The sequence below is a fragment of the Ruegeria sp. YKSD163 genome (assembly GCF_059612905.1).
Genome location: NZ_JBXWRM010000005.1, coordinates 184,008 through 205,999, shown reverse-complemented (window position 1 = coordinate 205,999; position 21,992 = coordinate 184,008). Strand labels below are relative to the sequence as shown.

General features: G+C 64.5%; 21 protein-coding genes. 6 read left to right on the top strand and 15 right to left on the bottom strand.

Annotated elements, in window-relative coordinates; translation table 11 throughout:
• Window positions 1–102 precede the first annotated feature (102 nt).
• Window positions 103–2,610, top strand: coding sequence for a GcvT family protein (locus AC2FNA_RS09410; RefSeq protein WP_496825908.1), 2,508 nt, complete (start codon window positions 103–105; stop codon window positions 2,608–2,610).
• A 52-nt stretch (window positions 2,611–2,662) separates the two neighbouring features.
• Here the strand turns inward: AC2FNA_RS09410 and AC2FNA_RS09405 are convergent, their stop codons facing one another.
• Window positions 2,663–3,091, bottom strand: coding sequence for an EF-hand domain-containing protein (locus tag AC2FNA_RS09405; RefSeq protein WP_496825906.1), 429 nt, complete (start codon window positions 3,089–3,091; stop codon window positions 2,663–2,665).
• A gap of 308 nt (window positions 3,092–3,399) precedes the next feature.
• The gene (locus AC2FNA_RS09400; protein WP_496825904.1) at window positions 3,400–3,990 is read right to left on the bottom strand and encodes an HD domain-containing protein; all 591 of its coding nucleotides are present in this window, start codon (window positions 3,988–3,990) and stop codon (window positions 3,400–3,402) included.
• 101 nt (window positions 3,991–4,091) lie between these two features.
• On the opposite strand from AC2FNA_RS09400, the gene AC2FNA_RS09395 reads away from it, so the two are divergent.
• The 3 genes from AC2FNA_RS09395 to AC2FNA_RS09385 all read left to right on the top strand — a co-directional run bounded on the left by AC2FNA_RS09395 (window position 4,092) and on the right by AC2FNA_RS09385 (window position 6,561).
• On the top strand, window positions 4,092–4,943 hold the full coding sequence (locus AC2FNA_RS09395) for a LysR family transcriptional regulator (RefSeq protein WP_496825902.1): 852 nt from the start codon (window positions 4,092–4,094) through the stop codon (window positions 4,941–4,943).
• A gap of 75 nt (window positions 4,944–5,018) precedes the next feature.
• Window positions 5,019–5,630 (top strand): MliC family protein, encoded by a 612-nt coding sequence (locus tag AC2FNA_RS09390; RefSeq protein WP_496825900.1) that lies wholly within the window; start codon window positions 5,019–5,021, stop codon window positions 5,628–5,630.
• Between the two features lie 4 nt (window positions 5,631–5,634).
• The gene (locus AC2FNA_RS09385; protein ID WP_496825898.1) at window positions 5,635–6,561 is read left to right on the top strand and encodes a PLP-dependent cysteine synthase family protein; all 927 of its coding nucleotides are present in this window, start codon (window positions 5,635–5,637) and stop codon (window positions 6,559–6,561) included.
• Between the two features lie 48 nt (window positions 6,562–6,609).
• Here AC2FNA_RS09385 and AC2FNA_RS09380 read toward each other — a convergent pair whose 3' ends face one another.
• The 4 genes from AC2FNA_RS09380 to AC2FNA_RS09365 all read right to left on the bottom strand — a co-directional run bounded on the left by AC2FNA_RS09380 (window position 6,610) and on the right by AC2FNA_RS09365 (window position 9,668).
• The gene (locus tag AC2FNA_RS09380) at window positions 6,610–6,945 is read right to left on the bottom strand and encodes a carboxymuconolactone decarboxylase family protein (RefSeq protein WP_234137488.1); all 336 of its coding nucleotides are present in this window, start codon (window positions 6,943–6,945) and stop codon (window positions 6,610–6,612) included.
• Between the two features lie 70 nt (window positions 6,946–7,015).
• On the bottom strand, window positions 7,016–7,666 hold the full coding sequence (locus AC2FNA_RS09375; RefSeq protein ID WP_496825896.1) for a DUF938 domain-containing protein: 651 nt from the start codon (window positions 7,664–7,666) through the stop codon (window positions 7,016–7,018).
• Window positions 7,663–8,733 carry an NAD(P)/FAD-dependent oxidoreductase gene (locus AC2FNA_RS09370; RefSeq protein WP_496825894.1) on the bottom strand — a complete coding sequence of 357 codons (1,071 nt, stop codon included), beginning with the start codon at window positions 8,731–8,733 and terminating at the stop codon, window positions 7,663–7,665. The genes AC2FNA_RS09375 and AC2FNA_RS09370 overlap by 4 nt, the downstream gene beginning before the upstream one ends.
• Entirely contained in the window at window positions 8,730–9,668 is a 939-nt protein-coding gene (locus tag AC2FNA_RS09365; RefSeq protein WP_496825892.1) for an aldo/keto reductase, read from the bottom strand. Before AC2FNA_RS09365 ends, AC2FNA_RS09370 begins: the two co-directional genes overlap by 4 nt.
• A gap of 151 nt (window positions 9,669–9,819) precedes the next feature.
• Between AC2FNA_RS09365 and AC2FNA_RS09360 the strand changes: the two genes are divergently transcribed.
• The gene (locus AC2FNA_RS09360) at window positions 9,820–10,221 is read left to right on the top strand and encodes a hypothetical protein (protein ID WP_496825890.1); all 402 of its coding nucleotides are present in this window, start codon (window positions 9,820–9,822) and stop codon (window positions 10,219–10,221) included.
• 3 nt (window positions 10,222–10,224) lie between these two features.
• Window positions 10,225–11,463 carry an HlyD family secretion protein gene (locus AC2FNA_RS09355; RefSeq protein WP_496825888.1) on the top strand — a complete coding sequence of 413 codons (1,239 nt, stop codon included), beginning with the start codon at window positions 10,225–10,227 and terminating at the stop codon, window positions 11,461–11,463.
• 45 nt (window positions 11,464–11,508) lie between these two features.
• Here the strand turns inward: AC2FNA_RS09355 and AC2FNA_RS09350 are convergent, their stop codons facing one another.
• From AC2FNA_RS09350 to xdhA, 9 genes are all read right to left on the bottom strand, one after another.
• Window positions 11,509–11,907 carry a hypothetical protein gene (locus AC2FNA_RS09350; RefSeq protein WP_496825886.1) on the bottom strand — a complete coding sequence of 133 codons (399 nt, stop codon included), beginning with the start codon at window positions 11,905–11,907 and terminating at the stop codon, window positions 11,509–11,511.
• 5 nt (window positions 11,908–11,912) lie between these two features.
• Window positions 11,913–12,146, bottom strand: a complete 234-nt coding sequence (locus AC2FNA_RS09345; protein WP_234137495.1) for a hypothetical protein — start codon at window positions 12,144–12,146, stop codon at window positions 11,913–11,915.
• Window positions 12,147–12,393: 247 nt separating this feature from the next.
• Window positions 12,394–13,467 carry a BMP family ABC transporter substrate-binding protein gene (locus AC2FNA_RS09340; protein WP_496825884.1) on the bottom strand — a complete coding sequence of 358 codons (1,074 nt, stop codon included), beginning with the start codon at window positions 13,465–13,467 and terminating at the stop codon, window positions 12,394–12,396.
• A gap of 53 nt (window positions 13,468–13,520) precedes the next feature.
• Window positions 13,521–14,441, bottom strand: a complete 921-nt coding sequence (locus tag AC2FNA_RS09335) for an ABC transporter permease (protein ID WP_234137497.1) — start codon at window positions 14,439–14,441, stop codon at window positions 13,521–13,523.
• Window positions 14,442–14,444: 3 nt separating this feature from the next.
• A complete protein-coding gene (locus AC2FNA_RS09330; RefSeq protein WP_496825882.1) occupies window positions 14,445–15,527 on the bottom strand; it encodes an ABC transporter permease in 1,083 nt (360 codons plus the stop codon).
• 39 nt (window positions 15,528–15,566) lie between these two features.
• Window positions 15,567–17,084, bottom strand: a complete 1,518-nt coding sequence (locus tag AC2FNA_RS09325) for an ABC transporter ATP-binding protein (RefSeq protein ID WP_496825880.1) — start codon at window positions 17,082–17,084, stop codon at window positions 15,567–15,569.
• Window positions 17,081–18,049 carry a xanthine dehydrogenase accessory protein XdhC gene (gene xdhC, locus AC2FNA_RS09320; protein WP_496825878.1) on the bottom strand — a complete coding sequence of 323 codons (969 nt, stop codon included), beginning with the start codon at window positions 18,047–18,049 and terminating at the stop codon, window positions 17,081–17,083. The genes AC2FNA_RS09325 and xdhC overlap by 4 nt, the downstream gene beginning before the upstream one ends.
• On the bottom strand, window positions 18,039–20,369 hold the full coding sequence (gene xdhB, locus AC2FNA_RS09315) for a xanthine dehydrogenase molybdopterin binding subunit (RefSeq protein WP_496825876.1): 2,331 nt from the start codon (window positions 20,367–20,369) through the stop codon (window positions 18,039–18,041). Before xdhB ends, xdhC begins: the two co-directional genes overlap by 11 nt.
• Window positions 20,366–21,751 (bottom strand): xanthine dehydrogenase small subunit, encoded by a 1,386-nt coding sequence (gene xdhA, locus AC2FNA_RS09310; protein WP_496825874.1) that lies wholly within the window; start codon window positions 21,749–21,751, stop codon window positions 20,366–20,368. Before xdhA ends, xdhB begins: the two co-directional genes overlap by 4 nt.
• Window positions 21,752–21,992: the final 241 nt, after the last annotated feature.

Genomic DNA, 21,992 nt, shown 5'->3' with positions numbered 1-21,992 from the left:
CGGAGGTCGGTTTTGCACGTTTTTGCGTCGGATGGACTTGGCTTGTGCGAATGGGCTTCGGCATAAACCATCCCAAAGAGACTCAACCCGGAGAGCGGTCCCATGAAAACCCAAGTCAAAGCACTGGTCGTCGGCGGCGGTGCCGTTGGCACCTCGATCGCCTACCATCTGGCCAAGGCGGGCTGGAACGATGTCATGCTGATCGAGCGTGACGAACTGACGTCCGGCTCGACCTGGCACGCGGCGGGCCTGTTGCCGCTGTTCAACATGTCTTACGCGACCACCCATATCCACCAGTATTCGGTCGATTTCTACAAGACCCTGGAAGAGGAAACCGGACTGAACGCCGGTTTCGCCGTGGTCGGCAACCTGCGCATGGCGCAGACGCAGGATCGTATGGACGAGTATATGCTCTATGCCTCGACCGCCGAGACCTGCGGCGTCAAATACGAGTGGCTGACCCCGGACCAGATCAAGGAACGCTGGCCGCTGATCGAGACCTCGGACCTCAAAGGCGCGATCTATCACACCGAGGACGGCTATATTAACCCCGCCGACGTGACCCAGGCGATGGCCAAGGGTGCGCGCCAGCGCGGCGTGGATATCGTGCGCAAGATGCAGGCCGATGCCTTCCACTGGACCGGCACCCATTGGGAAGTGACCTGCACCAAGATGGTGGAAAAAGGCGGCAACCTCGTGCCCTCCGACGAGCAGGTGGTGATCACCGCCGAGCATGTCGTCACCGCATCGGGCAACCACGCGCAGCGCACCGCCAAGCTGCTGGGCATCAAGATGCCGGCGATCCCGGTTGAGCACACCTTCATCGTCATGGATCAGGACCCCGAACTGGTCAAATGGCGCGAGGCGGGCAACCCGGAGCACCCCGTCGTACGTGACGCCGACAACGAATCCTATGCCCGCGAAGAGCGGGGAGGCTGGATCCTCGGCATCTACGAACATGGCGCGCCCGCGCGGTTCGAATACGGGGTGCCCGACAGCTTCCGCGCCGACCTCTTCCCGCTCGATCTGGACCGGATCGCGGATCAGTACATGGCGATGGCCGAGCGCGTGCCCTCTTGTGCCGAAAGTGGCCTGAAGGACGATTTCAACGGCCCGATCTGCTACACCCCCGACGGCAACCCGCTGGTCGGCCCGGCGCCGGGCCTGCGCAACATGTGGCTGGCCGAGGGCTTCTCCTTTGGCATCACCGCCGCCGGCGGCACCGGCTATTACCTGGCGCAGATGATGGTCGATGGTGAGGCCGAGATCGACATGGCATCGCTCGACCCCAAGCGCTACAGCTCGAACTGGATGACCACCGAGTTCGCAGCCCGCAAGAACGAGGAATGCTACAGCCACGTCTATATCCTGCACCACCCGGATGAAGAGCGTGAAGCCTGCCGTCCCCTGCGCACCGCACCCGCCTATGACCGGCAAAAGGCGCTGGGCGCGCAGTTCGGTTTCGTCAACGGTTGGGAGCGTCCGAACTATTACGGCCCGCTCGATGCGCCCGAGACTTTCGACCATGACGCCCGCAGCTTCCGCCGCGGCGGCTGGTGGCAATATGCCGTCGAAGAGGCCAAGGCGATCCGCAACGGCGTGGGCCTGATCGACGCCACCGCCTTTACCAAGCACGTGGTCAAGGGCCCCGGCGCCACCCAGTTCCTTGACTGGTTCACCTGCAACAAGCTGCCGAAAGTGGGCCGGATCAACCTGACCTATGCGCTGACCAGCGCTGGCACCACCCGCACCGAATACACCATCGTGCGCAATGGCGAGAACAACTTCTACATCGTCTCCGCCGGGGCGTGGACGGAGTATGACGCCGACTTCCTGCGCAAGGCGGCCGAGGACAAGATGGAGGAGTTCGGCTATATCGAGATCCAGGATGTCACCACCCAGTGGGGCGTCTTTGCCATCGCCGGGCCCAAATCGCGCGACGTGCTGAAAGAGGTGATCAAGGACGCCGATCCCGAAACCGCCCTCTCGAACAAGCGTTTCCCGTGGCTGTCGGCCCGTCAGATCGAACTGGGCATGTGCCCCGTGAACGCGATCCGTGTGGCCTATACGGGTGAGCTGGGCTGGGAATTGCATCACCCGATCGAGATGCAGAACTATCTCTGGGATCTGCTGACCAAGGCGGGTGAAAAGCATGGCATGAAACTGGTTGGCGCCCGCGCCCAGAACTGGCTGCGTCAGGAGAAGAGCTATCGCGCGTTTGGCACCGAATTGGGCCGCGACGCGACCCCGCTGGAGGCCGATCTGCCTCGTTTCGTGGACCTTGGCAAGGACTTCCACGGTAAGGCCGAGATGGAGGCCAAGGGCGTCCGCTCGAAATGCTGCACCCTGCTGATCGACGGGCCTGCCGATGCCGATCCCTGGGGTCGCGAGGCGCTTTATACGCCCGAAGGCGAGCGCGTCGGTCGTCTGACATCGGGTGGCTATTCGGTGGCCTTCGAGAAGTCGATCGGCATGGGCTACGTTCGTCCCGAACTGGCTGTCGAAGGCACAAAGCTGAAGGTCAAGATGCTGGACCAGCTTTGGGATGCGGTCGTGACCTGCGACAGCCCCTATGACCCCAAGAACGAGACCATCCGCAAGGACGGCTGACGCCTCCCTTGAGAATGAGAGACGGCCCCGGAACCCCGGGGCCGTTCTTGTTTCAGCCGCCCGGTTTGAAATCGGCGCTGCTGATCACGCCATCGCCGTTCTTGTCGAGCATGTCGAAGAAGGCGGCGGATTTTGCGGTGAACTCATCGGCCGAGACCAGGCCATCGCCATCTGCATCGTTGAAGGCGCGGTCCATCGCCTGATCGACCAGTGCCATCGGCCCCTTGCGGCCGCCGGCATTGGCTTCGATATCGGTGCGCCGGGTCTCGTCGAACAGGTCATATTCGGCGGCATCCAGCGCGCCATCCTCGTTCTGGTCGAACATTACGAAAATCTCGCCGCGTTTCTCGGCGATCTCGGCGACGGTGATCAGCCCGTCGCCATCCATGTCCCAGCTTTCGATGAAATGCGCTCCGGGCGTGCCCTGGGCCAGGGCGGCGGTGCTAAGGGCACAGGCCGAAGCGAGAAGGAGAAGGCGCATCAGAGTTACTCCTGTTTGACGGCATTCATGCGTCAAACGGGTGATGCGCCCCGATCCGTCGGGCCATTTCGCCGCAGGGGGGCTCCCGCCCGTCGGAGGCGCATCGCAGATGCACCCCCTCCCGTTGGGCCGGGCGCCGCGCGGGGCGCGGCGCGGGCGCTTAGAGAGGCCCCGCCCCACGCAGGGCCAACTGTTGCAGGATCGAGGCCAAAGCCATGGCAACCACCAGAATAGCGGTTTTCATGAGCGCGCTCCCTGTCGTCCGTTTCGATATCATCTGAAACGGACGTGAGGTGCAGATCCGTCGCTTATCCTTCGACGGTCTCGTTCAGCTCCATGTGACCGCCGCCGCGCGACAGCACCCGCCGCAGGATCGGCTCGAAGAATTCTAGCGGTTTGGTGGGATAGTCCGGGTCGAACGCGCATTGGTCGTATTCATGGCAGAAATAGCGCGCATCCTCCCAATAAGGGCTGTCGCGATACTTGTCGCGCGCGTTACGGTCGCCGCCCCAGTAGTGGTTGTAGTAATACCCCTGGAACACGCAGTGATGTTGCAGGATCCAGTAACATTTCTCGCTGACATAGGGTTTCATCATCGCCGCGGCCAGTTCGCCGTGGTTGTAGGGCGACAGGATATCGCCCACATCATGCACCAGCGCCGCCACCACGATCTCATCCTCGGCCCCATCCGCATGGGCGCGGGTCGCGGCCTGAAGCGAGTGCTGATAGCGGTTGATCGGGTAGGGGGTCCAGGCCTCGTCCAGCGAGCGGATCGCGTCCAGTATCCGGTCGGGCAGGGCGGCGTTATAGGCCTCTTCATACTCCATCACCGCGTCCCAATCGGCCTGGGTGGCCTCTTCGAAACTGGTCCAGGTGGGTTTTTGTGACTTGTCCAGCATGGCGCGTTTCCTTCGTGTCTGCTTGGGGCAAAGGTAGCAGAGCGCGACTGAGCAGAAAAACGAATTGATTTGCTCAGAGTGATCTGAAAACCCTTTCAGTTATGCAGATAATCGCGCTTGAAACCTTTCTCGCCATTGCCGAGGCCGGCAGTTTCCACGCGGCAGCCCGTGGGCTCAACGTCACCCAGACCGCTGTCAGCGCCCGCATCAAGGCGCTTGAAACCGCGCTGGGGGTCGCGCTTTTCGAGCGTGGTCCGGCTGGCACGCGCCTCAGCCTTGCCGGACAACGGTTCCGCCCGCATGCCGAGCAGATGCTGCGCACATGGACCTTCGTCACAGCCGAAATGGCCGCCGGCCCCGGCGCGCGCGGCGCGTTGCGGCTGGGGGCGCAACTGTCGCTCTGGGATGCGCTGCTGGTCGACATGGCGGTCTGGCTGGAACAGGAACAGGGCGTTGTCCCCTTCACTCTGAACTATGATCACGCGCTTGATATGGGGGTGGCGGTGGCCGAACGCCTTGTCGACCTGGCTTTGGTACATGACCGCCCGACGCAGCCCGGGATCGAGGTTACTGACCTGCCCGACGAACGGCTGACGCTGGTATCGGATCAGCCCCTGACACTTGGGTCGGACGAGTTGCCGCTGTTCATTAACCTGGAATTCTGTGCCGAATATGACCGACTCTGGCAACAGGTGATGCCGCCCGGCAGCCGCCAGCATATCGTTCTGGGCAACGTGGCGATGGGCCTGCGCTATCTGATGCGGCGCGGTGGAGTCGGGTACTTCCCTGAGGTGATGGTCGCGGGTCTGTTGCGGCGCGGACGCCTGTATGCGGTGCGGGGTGCGCCGGATATGCGACTGGCCTGCCGGGCGATTCATCTGCGAGACAATCCGGCTCTGGGCCAGATCGAAACCGCAATCACGGGCCTGCGCAAGCTGCGCGGCGGATATTGACGCCGAGATTTCTCTTGTGCCGGTGAACTGCTATGTTTGGGTCAATTGTCAGTTTGACGTTCCGGAGCCCCCTGAATGCGCACCCTTTTTGCCATTGGTCTGTTCTTCGCTACGCCCGCTCTTGCGCAGCAAGGCCCTTCCTTCGATTGTGACAAGGCGCAGGGCGCAGCGGAAAAGCTGATCTGCCAGGATGCCGAGCTTGCCCGGCTCGACCGTCTGGTCGCCGGCCGCTACGGCGCGGCGATCGACATGGTCAAGGGTCTCGACACAGGCGCCGTCGAGGCAGAAAATCAGCTGCGGGCCGCGCAGCGCGGCTGGATCAAGGGGCGAGATGCCTGCTGGAAGGCCGACGACCTGCGCACCTGCGTCTCTGAAAGCTATCTGCGGCGCGAGGGCGAGCTGGTGGCCCGCTGGATGCTGGAGGATCCGACTGGCATCGCCTTTTGGGCCTGCGGCGGCAACCCGGCGAATGAGGTCGTGACCTATTTCTACGCGACCGAACTGCCCAGCGTTCGGTTCGAACGCGGCGGCAGAGTCGATACCGGGTCGTTGGTAAGAACCGCGTCGGGTGCGAAATACGAGGGCAGTTTTGACCACTCGATCTGGATCAAGGGCGACGACGCCATGTATCGCGACCCGGATCCGGTCGGCAGCGAATGGGACTGTGTATTGACGTCGAATGGTTAACGGGATGCGTGATGACGACACATTGACGGCAGTCGGCAACACACCGCTGGTTCGCCTCCGCGCGCTGGAGCCGGAAGGCGGCGCCGAGATCTGGATCAAGCTCGAAGGCGGCAACCCGACCGGATCCTACAAGGACCGCATGGCGATATCGGTCTTGGGCCGTGCCATGCGGCGGTGCGATCTGCGCCCGGGCGACCGGGTGGTCGAATACACCGGCGGCAGTACCGGTACCGCGCTGGCCTTTGTCTCGGCGGTGCTGGGGCTGCGCTTCACGGCGGTGTTCTCCGATGCCTTCTCGGCCAGCAAGCGGCAGGCGATGGAGGCGTTTGGCGCCGAGGTTCTGGTCGAGGAGAGCCAGGGCCGGGGCATCACACCCGACCTGATCCAGCGGATGAAAGCGCGCGCCTTTGCACTGGCCGGGGAACCGGGCAGCTATTACGCCGATCAGTTTGGATCGCCCGACGTGCGCGCGGGGTACGAACCGATGGGGCGCGAGATTGCGGAGGCTCTGGGCGGGCAGGTCGATGTTCTGGTCTCGGCGGTAGGTACCGGGGCGGCGCTGATGGGCGCGGCCGATGGCCTGACACAGGCCGGGGTCACGGCGCAGGTGATCGCGCTCGAACCGCTGCAATCACCGTTGCTCACCACCGGCAAGGGCGGCGCGCACCGCGTCGAAGGGGTGGGGGTCGGCTTTGAACCGCCGTTTCTGGACCGTGGGCGGCTGTCTGACATTCGGGCGATTGATCAGGAGCAGGGATTCGAGATGTGCCGACGCCTGGCGCGGGAAACCGGCGTGTTCGGCGGCGGGTCAACCGGCCTGAACGTGGTTGCCGCGATCCAGCTGGCACAAGAGATCGGCCCGGGCAAACGCGTCGTCACCTTTTGTTGCGACAACGGTGGCAAATACCTGGGTGGCCATATCTACGGCTGATCCCGGATGTGGCGGGGCGCGCGCGTCGACCGCGCCCCGGACTGCTCGTTACCCGACCAGTTCGTCGAAACACTCCAGCGCCTTGGCGGCATACATCATCGACGGCCCACCGCCCATCTGGATCGACATGGCCAGCACATCGGACAGTTCCTCGCGGCTGGCACCGGCCTTGACCAGCGCCTCGACATGCAGAGAGATGCAGGGCTCGCAACGCGAGGCGATCGAGATGCCAAGCGCCACGAATTCCTTGGTCTTGAAATCCAGCGTGCCGCCTTCCTTTACCGTCTTGCCCAGAGCGCCAAAGGCGCGGGCGGTGTCGGGAATGGCGCCATGCAGATTGCGCAGCCCCGCGCGGGTGGCTGACAGCTTGTCGTTCCAGTTCATTCGAATGTCCTTACACACATATTGACATCGGCATGTGTAAGGGTTGCCGGCCCGGCGGCCTTGATCTGGATCAGACCCGCGGCTTTTCAGCGATCAGGGCCAGATTGTTCGCGGGCATCTCTAACACCTCGGCCATCTCCAGCCCGGCCGCCTGCATCAGGTCCATCGTGTCGAAATCGTCCTTGTAGCCGATCTCGGGGTCCTCGGCGGTCAGCGCGGCATGGAACCGCGCGTCACCCTCGCTGGTCAATTCGCCCGCCCGCATGAAGGGGCCATAGATCACCAGCCGCCCGCCGGGCGCCAGCGCGGCGGCGGCCTCGGCGATCAGGGTCGCAGCCTCTCCCTCGGAAATCAGGTGAAGCAGGTTGATCAGCACCACCAGGTCCTGCCCCGCCCAGTCCGCACCCCAGCCGGGGCGCGTCGCGTTCAGTTCCTGCACTGGCGCGACATTGTCCAGGCCCTCGCAATAGGCGTCGATGCTGGCGCGACGCTGGGCATCCACCTCGGTCGGTTGCCAATACAGCCCCGGAAGCCGTTCGGCAAAGGCGCTGACATGCTGGCCGGTGCCGCTAGCCAGTTCCAGCGCGCGACCCTTATGCGGGGCCACCTGCTCCAGCAGATCGCAGAGCACCCCCGTGTTCCGATCTGCGGCGGGCGCGAACATGCGCGCACCTTCACCAGTCGTGGCGATACTGGCGACCGAGGGCGGCTTGCGGCTCATCTCAGCCGCTCCGGGCGCAACTGCGCCACCACCCCGGCCTCGATCTCGGGTGCGGCCCCTGTCACCAGGTCGCATAGCAGCTGCGACGCCGCAGGCGAGGTCTGGAACCCATAGCCGCCCTGACCGGCGCACCAGATGAAATCGCGCTGGTCCGGGTCCGGCCCCAGCACCAGCACCCGGTCGGGGGCAAAACTGCGCAAGCCCGCCCAGTTGCTGTCCATCCGGGTGACTTCCTCGGTCACCATTTCCTGATAGCGCGCCAGCCCCTCGGCCAGCACCATGTCATCGGCCCAGGCGTCCTGCGGCTCGACCGGGTCGGCCTCGGCAGGCGAGACGATCAGCTTGCCCGCATCGGGCTTGGCATACCAGGTCTCGCCGACGCCCATCAGCATCGGCCAGCCGCTCAGGTCATGACCGCCGGGCGCGGGGATACGCGCCATGGAACGGCGATAGGGTTGCAAACCGATGGGTGCCACCCCCGCCATCACCGCTACCTGATCGGCCCAGGCACCGGCGGCGTTGACGATGTTGCGCGCCTCGAACACGTCACCCGCCTCGACCTGCCAGACCGCGCCACGCGAGATCCGGGTTACCCGCTGCCGGGTCAGCACCGCGCCGCCATTGGCGCGGATCACGCGGGCGAAATCCTGCATCAGCCGGTCGGTGTCGATATCCCAGGCCTCGGCATGATAGGCGGTATAGACCACCGTTTCCGGGTTCAGGATGGGCACCATGGCGCGGGCCTCGTCCAGCGAGACCGGCGTCATCTCCATGTCGACGATATCGGCCTGAAACGCCTCCGCCTGATCGGCAGCGCCCACCAGCATCAGCCCGCGCGGGGTCAGATAGCCGCCATTGGCTGTATGGTGATACTGGGCGCTGGCCCGGTTCAGCGCGACCACCGCCGGTTTGCCATAAGCCTGCTCGAACAGCGCCGCCGAGCGGCCCGAGGCGTGGTAGCCCAGCGCCTCTTCGGCCTCGAGCACCGTGACCTTGCCATGCGCCGACAGGCGGGCGCCCGCGCTCAGGCCCGCGATGCCGCCGCCGATCACCAGAAAGTCGATCATGCCTGTTCCTCGATCCTGTCCGTCGCCGGGGGTGGTGTCGGGCTGAGTGCCGTGAGCCGCGCGTAAAGCTCTGGTGACATTTCATAGCTCATCGCCGCCAGCGAGGGCCGCAACTGTTCGGCCGAGCGGGCCGAGATGATCGGCTGCGCGCCCAGCGGGCTGGCCGCCACCCAGGCCACCGCCAGCGTCGCCGGGTCGACTCCCAACTCGGTCCCGATCCGCACCAGACCCTCGGCCGCGCGTGGCATCCAGTCCAGCCCATAGCGCGCACCATAGCGGTCATCCTCGGTCAGCCGCCCTGCGCCGCCGCCGACATATTTTCCGGTCAAGAGCCCGCCGCCCAGCGGCGAATAGGCCGCCACCGCGATACCCTGATCGGCGCACATCGGCAGGATTTCGACCTCGGCCTGGCGTTTGACCAGGTTGTACATCGGCTGCAACAGGTCGATGCGCAGGTCGAACAGACCGGCCACCGCCACCGCCTTCATCACCTGCCAGGCGGCGAAATTCGACAGGCCGACATAGCGGATCTGCCCGGCATCGCGCAGCCGCGCCAGGCATTCCATCGTCTCGTTGAGGTCGGTGTCGGGATCGAACCGATGCAGATAAAGCGCATCGATCATGTCGAGTCCCAGCCGCTGGCGGCAGATATCGAACTGCGCCCGGATATTCGCCGCCCCCGCGCCCCCCAAATAGCCCACCTTGGTGGCGATCAAGAGCCGTTCGCGCTCGGCCCGGATCATCTCTCCCAAAAGGGTCTCGGACTGGCCGCCGGTATACACATAGGCGGTGTCGAAATGGCTGAGGCCGGCGGCGCGGCAGGCGGCGTACATGGCGGCCGATGCCGCCGCGTCGGCGCGGCCGCCAAATTGCATTGTACCATAGGCAAAAGCGCTTGCCGGGCTGCCGTCGGGGGTGGTGAGGAGCGATGTCATGCGCGGACAATGGCACGCACCGAAAGGGTCGAAAAGATCAAATCCTATTTGATCGCGACGGCTTGCACCCTGCGGTTCCGGCGGCGCATAGTTGCGCTGACTGATTAAATGTTTTCGGGAGAGCAGTTTGAGCGCGGAGAACATACATCCGATGGCATCCGGACATGTGCCGTCCTATATCGTGGCCGCCGACGGCAGTGATTTCCTGCTGGGTTTCATGGCCGTCTTTACCATAGGCCTGATCCTGCTGATCGGCGTTGGTTATTTTACCCTGCATGCCCTGCCAGAACGCATGGCCCACAAAAGCAACCATTCCCAGTTCCAGCTGGTGGGAATTCTGGCGCTGCTGGCGCTCTTTACTCATAACAACGTGTTCTGGGTGGCTGCGGTTCTGGTGGCGGGGTTCCAGATTCCCGATCTGGCCGCACCGCTGCGCGCCATTGCCGATGCGATCCGCGCGCGCGGCTCCGATTCCGCGATGCAGGACAGTTCGCCGCCGGAGACGGTCGCAGAACCGCATTCCCATCCTGCCGCCGCGACAGAGGGGCACTGATCCATGCTCGAAACGATACTCTGCGCGCTTGTCACGCTATTGCCGGACTATCTGTTCCGCCGCTATGTCCAGGGCAAACGAATTGGTCATGAGTTGACCCTGTTCTCGGTCTGGTATGAATTGCGCTGGGGCCTGACCAGCTGTGCCATGCTGACCCTGATGGTTCTGACCACGCTGTTCTATTTCCACCCGGCGACCAATGCGGTGACCTCGTATTTCCGTACGGTGACGATTCTGCCGCAGGTGGGCGGACGCGTCGAAGAGGTCTTTGTGGAAAACAACCAGCTGATCGAGGCGGGCCAGCCCATCCTGCGGCTCGAAGGGCTGTCGCAACAGGCAGCGGTCGAGGCGGCAAATGCTGGCATTGCCCAGATCGAGGCGGCAAGCAAACTGGCGCTGACCGATCTGGCCATGGCGGATGCGGGCATTGCCCAGGCGCGCGCTGCGCTGACCCAGGCGCAAGAGGACCTGGCCCGCAACCAGACGCTCAAGGATCAGGGATCGAGCGCGGTCCGCCTGACCGAGATCGAGCGGCTCGACAATCTGGTGAGCGAACGCGAGGCTATGTTGCTGGCGGCCGAGGCCAGCAAGGCGGCGGCTGAGCAGCAGATCGAGGTGCTGATCCCGGCCCAGATGGCCAGCGCCCAGGCGCAGCTGGAACTGGCCCAGGCCGAGCTGGGCAAGACGCTGATCGTGGCGGGGGTCGATGGCCGGATCGAACAGTTCGGGCTTCAGGTCGGCGACTATGTCAGCCCGCTGTTGCGGCCCGCCGGCCTTTTGGTGCCGTCGGATTCGGGCCGGGGCCGGTTCCAGGCCGGGTTCAATCAGATGGCGGCACAAGTGATAAAACCGGGCATGGTCGGCGAGATCGGGTGCATGACCAAGCCCTTTACCATCGTTCCCATGGTGGTGGTGGCGGTGCAGGACGTGATCCCCTCGGGACAGATCCACCCCAGCGACGTGCTGCGCGACCCGGCCAAGAACCTGACGCCCGGCAGCGTGACCGTCTATTTGGAGCCGCTCTATGAAGGCGGGGCCGATCTGTTGCCGCCGGGCAGCGCCTGCCTTGCCAATGTGTACACCAACAACCATGACCGGCTGGAGCATGACCCCGATCTGGGTGGCTTCGAACGCGCTTTCCTGCACGTGGTGGACACAATCGGCGTGGTGCATGCCGCAGGCCTGCGGCTGCGTGTGCTTTTGATGCCGGTGAAAACCCTTGTGCTTTCCGGCGGTCATTGACGCGATGCGACGGGTGAATGAAAGGGGCCGTTTCCGGCCCCTTTCCTATTCGGCGGCAATGGCCGACTGATCGGTGATCACCATGCTGCAGGCGCGGCAGGCGGTTTCGCCGGTCTGGTCGAACCAGCGGCAGGTGCCCCGGATCGGACAGGGGGGCAGGTGACCGGCCGGCGGCACCTGCGCCTGATCCAGATGTGCCAGGACATGGTCGATCACGCTACAGCGGCTGCCGGTCCATTGCGCACAGCCCGAGGTCGCGCAGGGGGAGGAAAAGCGCATGCGCGCCTCGGGCTTGCCATGGGCAGAGGCGGTTTCGACGAAATCGGCGTCGATGGTCATGGAACTGCGCAGATGGCGCACATGCCCGTCCGACCCCTTGACGCCCAAGAGCTGGTTGCCCGGCGCGCAGCGCGCGCTCGGGCAGGTTCTGTCGGGGCTGGACATCGGCCTCACCCCAGGCGGGCGAGCATGTTGCCCATCTGCTTTTCCCGCTCCAGCAACGGGTCGAGTTCGGGGTGCAGGATGATTCCGTACCAGTCGCGGGGGAACTTGGTCACCCAGGGCTTCTCGAACCCGGTGCGGGCGATATGGCCAAGGACCAGCTTCTGGATTTCGCCCTGAAGCTCCATCTCGGTGGTCTTGTCCATTTCCAGATTGCCGGTATCGACAACAAAACGTGCCATGTCAGTCTCCTTTATGAAAATGCCACCCCTGAAAATACGTATGGGGCAGGGACAGGGTACACGCTGAACGGGTCGCACCCTATGCGGGAAAACCGGACCGTCATACACGCATTGGCGCGTTTTTGCCGATCAGAGCCGGGTGGAACGGCCAAGAAAATTCGACGAATTTTCTTGGCCCGGCGGTACAGGCCGCAAAGAAAAAGGCCCCGCCGGGGCGGGGCCTTTGGTTCAGTCATCAGAACGGGGATCAGTTCGGGATGTCGCCTTCGATGCCTTCGACGTAGAAGTTCATGCCCGCCAGCGTACCGTCATCGGCGGTCTCGCCTTCTGCCAGCCAGTCCGAGCCGTCCTGCTTTTTCAGCGGGCCGGTGAACGGATGGTAGGAACCGTTTGCGATCGCATCCTTCAGCGCCAACGCCTCGGCCTTCACATCGGCCGGAACCGCGTCCGAGATCTCGCCGATGCCAACCATGCCAGGGCCAATGCCGTCCCAGGTGCTTACGCTGGTCCAGGTGCCATCCATTACCGCCTTGGTGCGGGCGATGTAATAGGGCGCCCAGTTGTCGATGATCGAGCTGACGCGCGGCATCGGGGCATATTCGCTCATGTCCGAGGCCTGGCCAAAGGTGATCACGTTGCCGGCGGCCTGCGCGGCTGCCTGCGGCGCGGTCGAGTCGGTGTGCTGCAGAATCACGTCCGCACCCTGTTCGATCAGCACCTTGGCAGCATCGGCCTCTTTCGCCGGGTCGAACCAAGTATAGGCCCAGACGATCTTGAACTGGACGTCCGGGTTCACCTTGCGGGCGTGGATGAAGGCCGAGTTGATGCCGCGGATCACTTCGGGGATCGGGTAGGAGCCGATGTAACCCACGATGTTCGACTTGGTCATGCGCCCGGCGATGGTGCCTTGCACGGCGCGGCCTTCATAGAAACGGGCCGAATAGACCGACACGTTCTCGGCCTGCTTGTAGCCGGTGGCATGCTCGAACTTCACCTTCGGGAACTTCTTGGCCACGTTGATCGTGGGGTCCATGTAACCGAACGAGGTGGTAAAGATCAGGTCGGCGCCTTCCAGTGCCATCTGGGTCATCACCCGCTCGGCATCGGGGCCTTCGGGCACGCTTTCGACGAACACGGTTTCGACCTTGTCGCCAAATTCCGCCTCGACGGCCTGGCGGCCCTTGTCGTGCTCATAAGTCCAGCCGCCGTCGCCGACCGGTCCGACATAGACAAAACCGACCTTGGTCTTGTCCTCCGCCATGGCGCCGGTCGCCAGACCCAGCACCATTGCGGCACTTGCGAGAAGTGAGGTGAATTTCATGTAGTGACTCCCCTTTATGGTTCGTTTGCAGTTTCGTTGTGGTTGGCCCCTCGTCAATGAGAGGCGTGGAAGCTGCGTCCAAGTGCGGCAGGCGCACCGCTCTTGTCCGCGGAAAGGATCACAAGCACAAGGATCGTGATGAGATAGGGCGACATTGCCAGATACTCGACCGGGATGGCAACGCCCGCCGCCTGAAGGTTCAGCTGGACCACGGTGACGCCGCCAAAAAGATAGGCACCCAGCAGCGCGCGCCAGGGTTTCCAGCTGGCAAACACCACCAGAGCCAGCGCAATCCAGCCGACACCGGCGGTCATGCCTTCGGTCCACTGGGGCACCCGGATCAGGCTGATATAGGCGCCGCCCAGCCCCGCGCAGGCGCCGCCGAACAGGATCGCCAGAACGCGGATGCGGATCACCTTGTAGCCCAGCGCATGGGCGGCATCGTGGTTTTCGCCCACCGCGCGCAGGATCAGGCCCGCGCGGCTGTATTTCAGAACCCACCAGACCGCGCCGGTCAGCAGGATGCCCAGATAGAGGATCGGGTCATGGCTGAACAGGATCGGCCCCACCACCGGCAGATCGCTGAGTACCGGCAGGTCGAGCCGCCCCATCGCGGGCGGTTTGATCCCCACATAAGACTGGCCCATCAGCGCGCTCAGCCCCAGGCCGAACAACGTCAGCGCCAGACCGCTGGCGACCTGGTTGGCCAGCGCCACCTGGGTCATCAGCACAAAGAGCAGCGACAGGATGGCCCCCCCGATCGCGGCGGCGATGAAGCCCAGCCAGGGCGAGCCGGTCTCGACCGAGATGGCAAAGCCGCAGATGGCGCCGGTGATCATCATGCCCTCGACACCGAGGTTCAGGACACCGGCCTTTTCCACCACCAGCTCACCAATGGCGGCCAGCAGGAGAGGGGTTGCGGCGACCATCAGAGAGGCCACCAGCAGGACGGGATTGATTGCAGACAGGTCCATGGTTCACGCCACCTCTTTGCGGGCCGCACGGATGCGGTAATTGGTCAACAGATCCAGCGCCAGCAGGAAGAACAGCAGCATCCCCTGGAACACCTGGATCGCGGCTGCGGGCAGGCCCAGGCTGCCCTGCGCGATCTCGCCGCCGATATAGGTCAGCGCCATCAGCCCCCCGGCCAGCAGGATGCCCACCGGATGCAGACGGCCCAGAAAGGCCACGATGATCGCGGTGAAGCCATAGCCCACGTTGAAATCGATGCTGACCTGACCCGAGGGGCCCGAGACCTCGAAGAGCCCCGCCAGCCCTGCCAGCGCGCCGGACATGCCCAGGCAAAACAGGATCAGCCGGGCCGGTTTCACGCCTGCGAACCGCGCCGCGCGCGGCGCCTCGCCGGTCAGCCGGATATGGAACCCAGTCATGTGCCGGTTGAGCAGCACATAGGCAAAGATCACAGCGATAAACGCCGCCACCACGCCCCAATGCATGCCGGACCCTTCGATCAGTTCGGCATTATGGGCGCTGGCATAGGATTGCAGGTTGCGCGAGCCGGGAAAGCCGAAGCCTTCGGGGTTTTTCAGCAGGCCCAGCGACATCGAGGCAAGGAATTGCTCGGCCACATAGACCAGCATCAGCGAGACCAGGATCTCGTTGGTGCCGAACCGGACCTTCAGGAACGCCGGGATCATCGCCCAGACCCAGCCGCCAAAAGCACCCGCGAGTACCATCAGGGGAAAGATATAGAAGGCCTCCATCGGGTAGAAGGCCAGCCCGACACCGGCGCCCACGATGGCGCCCATGATATACTGTCCCTCGGCGCCGATGTTCCAGATACCCGCGCGAAAGCCCAAGGAGAGGCCGATGGCGATCAGCACCAGCGGGGCGCCCTTCACCAGCAGTTGTGGGCGATAGTAGAACGCATATTCGCCAAACAGCGGCTCCCAAAAAATGGTACCGATCGCTTCGACCGGGTTCTTGCCCAGTACCGCGAACAGCAGCCCGCCACAGATCATCGTCGCCAGCACAGCCACCAGCGGCGTTGCCATTGACCATGTGCGCGAAGGCTGCGGACGTTTCTCCAGCACGATCATGCGCGCGTCTCCCTGTTCTTCTTGTTGTCGGGGGAAAGGTCAGACATGCGCCACCTCCATCCCGTGGGCGCCGCCCATCATCAGGCCGATCTCGTCAACGGTCAGCCCGACAGTGGTGCGCGGCGCGCTCAGCCGGCCCTCGTTCAGCGCTGCGAATGTGTCCGAGATTTCCATCAACTCGTCCAGGTCCTGGCTGATGCAGACCACCGCCGTGCCCTTGGCCGCCAGATCCAGAAGCGCCTGCCGGATCGCGGCGGCCGCCGATGCATCCACACCCCATGTGGGCTGGTTCACCACCAGCACGTCCGGGTTCTGCAACACCTCGCGCCCGATGACGAATTTTTGCAGGTTGCCGCCCGAGAGCGAGCGCGCCGCGTTTTCCGGCCCCGGCGTGCGCACGTCGAATTCCTTGATGATCCTCTCTGCGAATGCCTGCGTTTCGGCCCATTTCAGGAACCCGTTGCTTTCCAGCCCCTCGCGCACCGATCCGGTGAGCAGCGCGTTTTCCGTCAGGCTCATATTGGGCGCCGCCGCATGGCCCAGCCGCTCCTCGGGCGCCGTCAGCAGGCCCAACCGCCGCCGCGCCACCGGGCCCAGCCGGCCCACCGGCTGGCCATCCTTCTTGACCGCGTCCGCGGCCGTCAGGATCTCGCCCGACAAGACGGCCAAGAGCTCGTCCTGCCCGTTGCCCGCAACCCCGCCGATGCCCAGAACCTCGCCCTTGCGCACCGTCATATGCACGTTCTTCAACGAGGTACCGAATTCGCTGGGCGAGGGCACCGACAGGCCCGAGATATCCAGTGCGATCTCGCCGAACTCCCGGCCCGACCGCTCCGGCGTCTTCAGCGCCGTGCCCACCATCATCTCGGCCATGTCGCGGGCCGAGGTCTCGCGCGGGGTGCATTCGCCCACGTTCTTGCCCAGCCGCAGGATGGTCGCGTGGTCGCAGAGTGTCCGGATCTCCTCCAGCTTGTGGCTGATATAGAGGATCGAGGTTCCCTCGGAGCGCAGCTTTTGCAGCGTCTGGAACAGGATCTCCACCTCCTGCGGCGTCAGCACGCTGGTCGGCTCGTCCATGATCAACAGCTTGGGGTCCTGGAGCAGGCAGCGGATGATCTCGACCCGCTGCCGCTCGCCCGCGCTCAGATCGCCCACCGTGCGGAACGGATCAAGCGGCAGGCCATAGGTCTCGCTTACCTCGCGGATGCGCGCGGCCAGATCGCCCATTGCGGGCGGATTCTCCATCCCCAGCGCGATATTCTCGGCGACGTTCAGCGCATCGAACAGAGAGAAATGCTGGAACACCATGGCAATCCCGTCAGCGCGCGCCGCGCGCGGCTCGGGCGGCGCATAAGGCGCGCCGCGCAGGGACATGGTGCCGCTGTCGGGCTTGACCAGCCCGTATATCATCTTGACCAGCGTGGACTTGCCCGCGCCGTTCTCACCCAGCAGGGCATGTACCTCGCCCTCGCCAATGTCGAAACTGACATTGTCGTTGGCGACCACGCCGGGATAGGCCTTGGTCAGCCCCTTGATGCTCAGAAGTGGTTTGCTCACGCGCTCAGCTCCTTCCTTGTCGTTTCGCTATGCGCCGGGCTCAAGAGTCGGGCGGCAACGCCAATGGCGATGCTGGCGGGATGTTTGCCCAGGGCGGGATCGCCGATTGGGCAGGTGATACGACCGATCTGCTGCGGCGCGTGACCAAGCGCGGCCAGCCGCGACCGGAATCGCGCCCATTTGGTAGCCGAGCCAATCAGCCCGGCAAAGGCAAAATCGCGCCGCAGCAACCGGTTGCACAGTTCCAGGTCCAGTTCGTGCGAATAGGTCAGGATCAGATGCTCGGCCTCTTTCGGCGCATAGACAACCAGATCGGCAGGCCGCGCCGCGGGGAGACGGGTAACCCCGTCGGGTATCGTTTCGGGAAACCGTTCGGGTGCCGTATCGACCCAGGTGATGGCGAAGTCGGGCAACGGGGACAGCGCATTCACCAGCGCCCGGCCGACATGGCCGGCACCCCAGATCCACAATTGCCGGGAGGGTTGCAAGACAGGCTCAACCATCCAGTCGTCAATCAGTTGAGGTTCAGGAGGCAATCCCTGTCCGCGCGCCTGTGCGAGCAGGCGCTTGATCGTGAGAGGTGCGCCGGAAACCTGCAAGGTTTCCGGTCCGTTTTCCGCGCCGGAAAACGGCAGCGCGGGCCGCGCGACCACCGTGCCATCGACCGTGTCAATCCGCGCCGCGTCCCAGCTTTCCGTCAACAGCGTCACCGCCCCGCCGCAGCACTGGCCTAGCTCCGGCCCCAGCGCATGGCGGCTCAGCCCCAGACGCCCGGTGCGCGCCGCCTCTGCTGCCTGAAACTCCAAAGCGCCGCCGCCGATGGTGCCCGACTGGCCGTTGTCCCAGACCAGCATCGCCGCGCCCACCTCGCGCGGGGAGGAGCCCCTGATCGCCGCGATCACCACCCGGGTCACTCGCCCATGCGCGGCCACCGCCGCGCGCAGCCCCTCCAGATCAAATGCCATCGCCAAGCCTCCGGATGCCTTTCCAGACCTCCTCCGCCGTCGCCGGCGCGTTCAGCCCCGGATAGGCATCGCCACAGGACGCCACCGCATCAGACAAGGCCAGCCAGGCCGAAATTCCCAGCATGAAGGGCGGCTCGCCCACCGCCTTCGACCGGTAGATCGTGTCCTCACGGTTCTGCCCGTCCCACAGCGCCACGTTGAACACCTCGGGCCGGTCCGAACAGGCCGGGATCTTGTAGGTCGAGGGCGCATGCGTCCTGAGCCGCCCGTGATCGTCCCAGACCAGCTCTTCGGTTGTCAGCCAGCCCGCGCCCTGCACATAGCCGCCCTCGACCTGGCCGATATCCAGATCGGGGTTCAGCGAGGCCCCGGCATCATGCAGGATGTCCGCGCGCAGGATGCGGTATTCGCCGGTCAGCGTGTCCACCGCCACCTCGGTCACCGAGGCGCCATAGGCAAAGTAGTAAAACGGCCGCCCGCGTCCCTGGATGCGGTCCCACTCGATCTTGGGCGTCTTGTAGAACCCCGTTGCCGACAGGCTGATCCGCCCCTGATAGGCCAGCGCCGCCGCCTCGGCAAAGCTATAGCGCGCCTCGCCCACCTCGACGTGCCCATCCACGAACCGGACCGAGGCGACCTCTGCCTGATGCCGCTCGGCGAGATACGCCGCCATCCGGTCGCGGATGGTGTCGCAGGCGGCCTTGACCGCCATGCCGTTCAGGTCCGACCCCGACGAGGCCGCCGTGGCTGAGGTATTGGGCACCTTGGCGGTATCGGTGGCGGTGATCTTCACCATCTCCAGCGGAATGCCGAACCGGCTTGCGGCCACCTGCGCCACCTTCTGGAACAGGCCCTGGCCCATCTCGGTGCCGCCATGGTTCAGATGCACGGACCCGTCCTGATAGACATGTACCAGCGCGCCCGCCTGGTTCAGATGGGTCAGGGTGAACGAAATGCCGAACTTCACCGGCGAAAACGCGATGCCCCGCTTGACGATCGGGTTGGCCGCGTTCCACGCCGCCACCGCCGCCTTGCGCGCGGCGTAATCCGACGATGCCAGCAGCGCCTCGGTCATCCCGTGCAGCTCGAAATCCTCGACCAACTGCCCATAGGGCGTGGTGTTTTCCTTCATTTCGCCGGAAATACTCCGGGGGGTGTGGGGGGCAGAGCCCCCCGCCGGCGCAGCATAATAATTGCGCTGCCTCAACTCGACCGGGTCAATCTCCAGCACATGCGCGGCATGATCCATCACCCGCTCGATCCCCACCATCCCCTGCGGCCCGCCAAACCCGCGATAGGCGGTGGCGGATTGGGTGTTGGTTTTCAGCCGGTGGCTTTCGATCCGGGCGTTGGGCAACAGATAGGCATTGTCCGCATGCAGCATCGCCCGGTCCGCCACCGGCAGCGACAGGTCCTGCGCCCAGCCGCAGATCGCGTGATGCAGGAAGGAGACGCCCAGAATATGCCCTTCACCGTCGAACCCGGCGCGATAACCAATGCGGAAGGCGTGGCGCTTGCCGGTGATCACCATGTCGTCGTCGCGGTCATAGCGCATCTTGCAGGCACGTCCGGTGGCGCGGGCCGCCACGGCGCAGGCCACCGCCAACGCGTTGCCCTGGCTTTCCTTGCCGCCAAAGCCGCCGCCCATGCGGCGGGTCTCGACCCGGACGGCGTGCATCGGCACGCCCAAAGCCTCGGCCACCTTGTGCTGAATCTCGGTCGGGTGCTGGGTGGAACTGTGCACCAGCATGTCACCGCCCTCGCCGGGCAGGGCCAGCGCGGCCTGACCTTCGAGATAGAAATGCTCCTGCCCGCCCAGCTCGAAAGTGCCCTCGATGACATGGGCCGCCCCGGCAATCGCCGCCTCGGCATCGCCCTTTTCATAGATGCGCGGCCCGTCCTCGAACCGGCTGTTGGCCGCCAGCGCCTGTTCGATGGTCAGGATCGCGGGTTCCTCGGCATAGTCGATCCGCGCCCGCCGTACCGCCTTGCGCGCGGCCAGGTGGCTGGTCGCCACTACTGCGAAGACCGGCTGACCGACGTAATGGACCGTACCGTCCGAGAGCAAAGGTTCGTCATGTATCGAGGGCGAGACATCGTTGGCAAAAGGCAGGTCAGCGGCCGTCATCACCAGCACCACGCCGGGCGCTTTCCGTACCGCGTCCAGATCCATCGCGGTGATCCGCCCCTTGGCAATCGTGCTCAGGCCAAAGGCCAGGTGCAGCGTGTCGCGCGGGGTGGGGATATCGTCGACATAGCGGGCGGTGCCGGCCACATGCAGCGGTGCCGCGTCATGCGGCAGGGGTTTGGCGACGCTCATGCCCGTACCTCCAGCACATTGGCCAAATGGCCCTGATCCTCGGCGTAATAGCGGCGCAGCATCGCCTTGGCGGTCTCCATCCGGTAGCGGGCCGAGGCGCGCATGTCCGACATCGGGGTGAAATCGGCCTCGAACTCTGGCAGGGCCGCGTTAACAACCTGTTGCGTCCAGGGCTGGCCGATCAGCGCCGCCTCGACCGCGCGGGCGCGTTTCGGGATGCCCGCCATACCGCCAAAGGCGATGCGGGCGGCGGTGACGGTGCCGCCCTCGGCGGTGATGTTGAAACAGCCGCAGACGGCCGAGATGTCCTGATCGAAGCGCTTGGACAGCTTGTAGCATTTCAGCCGGTCGGGCTGGCGCGGGAAGCTCACCGCCTCGACAAATTCACCCGGCTCGCGGTCCTGCTTGCCGTACTCGAGAAAGAACGCCTCGAGCGGCAAGTCGCGGCGCGTGTCACCCTTTCGCAGATGCAATGTCGCCCCCAGCGCGATCAGCGCGGGCGGGTTGTCGCCGATGGGCGAGCCATTGGCGATGTTGCCGCCGACAGTGGCGGCATTGCGCACCTGCACGCTGGCATAGCGGCGGATCATCTCGCCATAGGAGTGGTGCAGGGGTGCTACGGCGTCGCGCATTCGGTTCATGTCCACCATGGCGCCCAGGCGCACATGCGTGTCGGTGATCTCGATCTCTTTCAGATCGGCGCAGCCAGAGAGGAAAATGACCTTGGGCAGGTCGCGCAACTGCTTGGTGACCCAGAGGCCCACGTCGGTCGCTCCGGCGACCAGCGTGGCGTCTGGGTGGGCGGCATAGAGTTCCGCGAGTTCATCGGAGGAGGAGGGGGAGGTGGGGGGCTCTGCCCCCCGGCCTGCGGCCTCCCCCCGGAGTATTTCCGGCGAAATGAAGGCACGATCGCTATGGAGCCACTCAGGTTTGGGCGCATCCTCGACCGCGCGGGCGGCGCGGATGATCGGGGCATAGCCGGTGCAGCGGCAGAGATTGCCAGCCAACTGGGTGTCGTGGTCGGTGGCGCCCTCGGCATGGCCCGCGACCATCGACATCACGAAGCCCGGCGTGCAAAAGCCGCACTGGCTGCCGTGATGGGTGACCATGGCCTGTTGCGCCGGATGGCTGCCGCCCAGCCCTTCGACCGTGCGCACCGCCTTGCCATGAAGCTGCGGCAAAAACAGGATACAGGCGTTCAGCGCGCGGGTGCCATCGGCATCGCTGACGGCCACGGTGCAGGCGCCGCAATCGCCCTCGTTGCAGCCTTCCTTGGTGCCGGTCAATCCGCGTGCCTCGCGCAGCCAATCGAGCAGTGTCGCCGTGGGGTCGACCCCTGCCAGCGTGACTGTCTCTCCATTCAGAAGAAACGAGATGTCCATCCTGTGAAACCGGTCGCGTTACCCTGTTGGCCCATGACTGCCCACCTTCGATGCGACGTAGAAAGGGGCCGGGCTGTTGTCTGACAGGAAGGTTAGAAACCGGAACCGTTGTCTGGCAAGAAAAACTCAATCTGCAATGCAGCAATTTTCGACAACTTGTCGCAAGAGGGGGCGTCGGCGCTAAAATTTACTCATTTGAATCATCTATTTGCCAAGGTGGCTGGAAAATGACTTTGAAAGA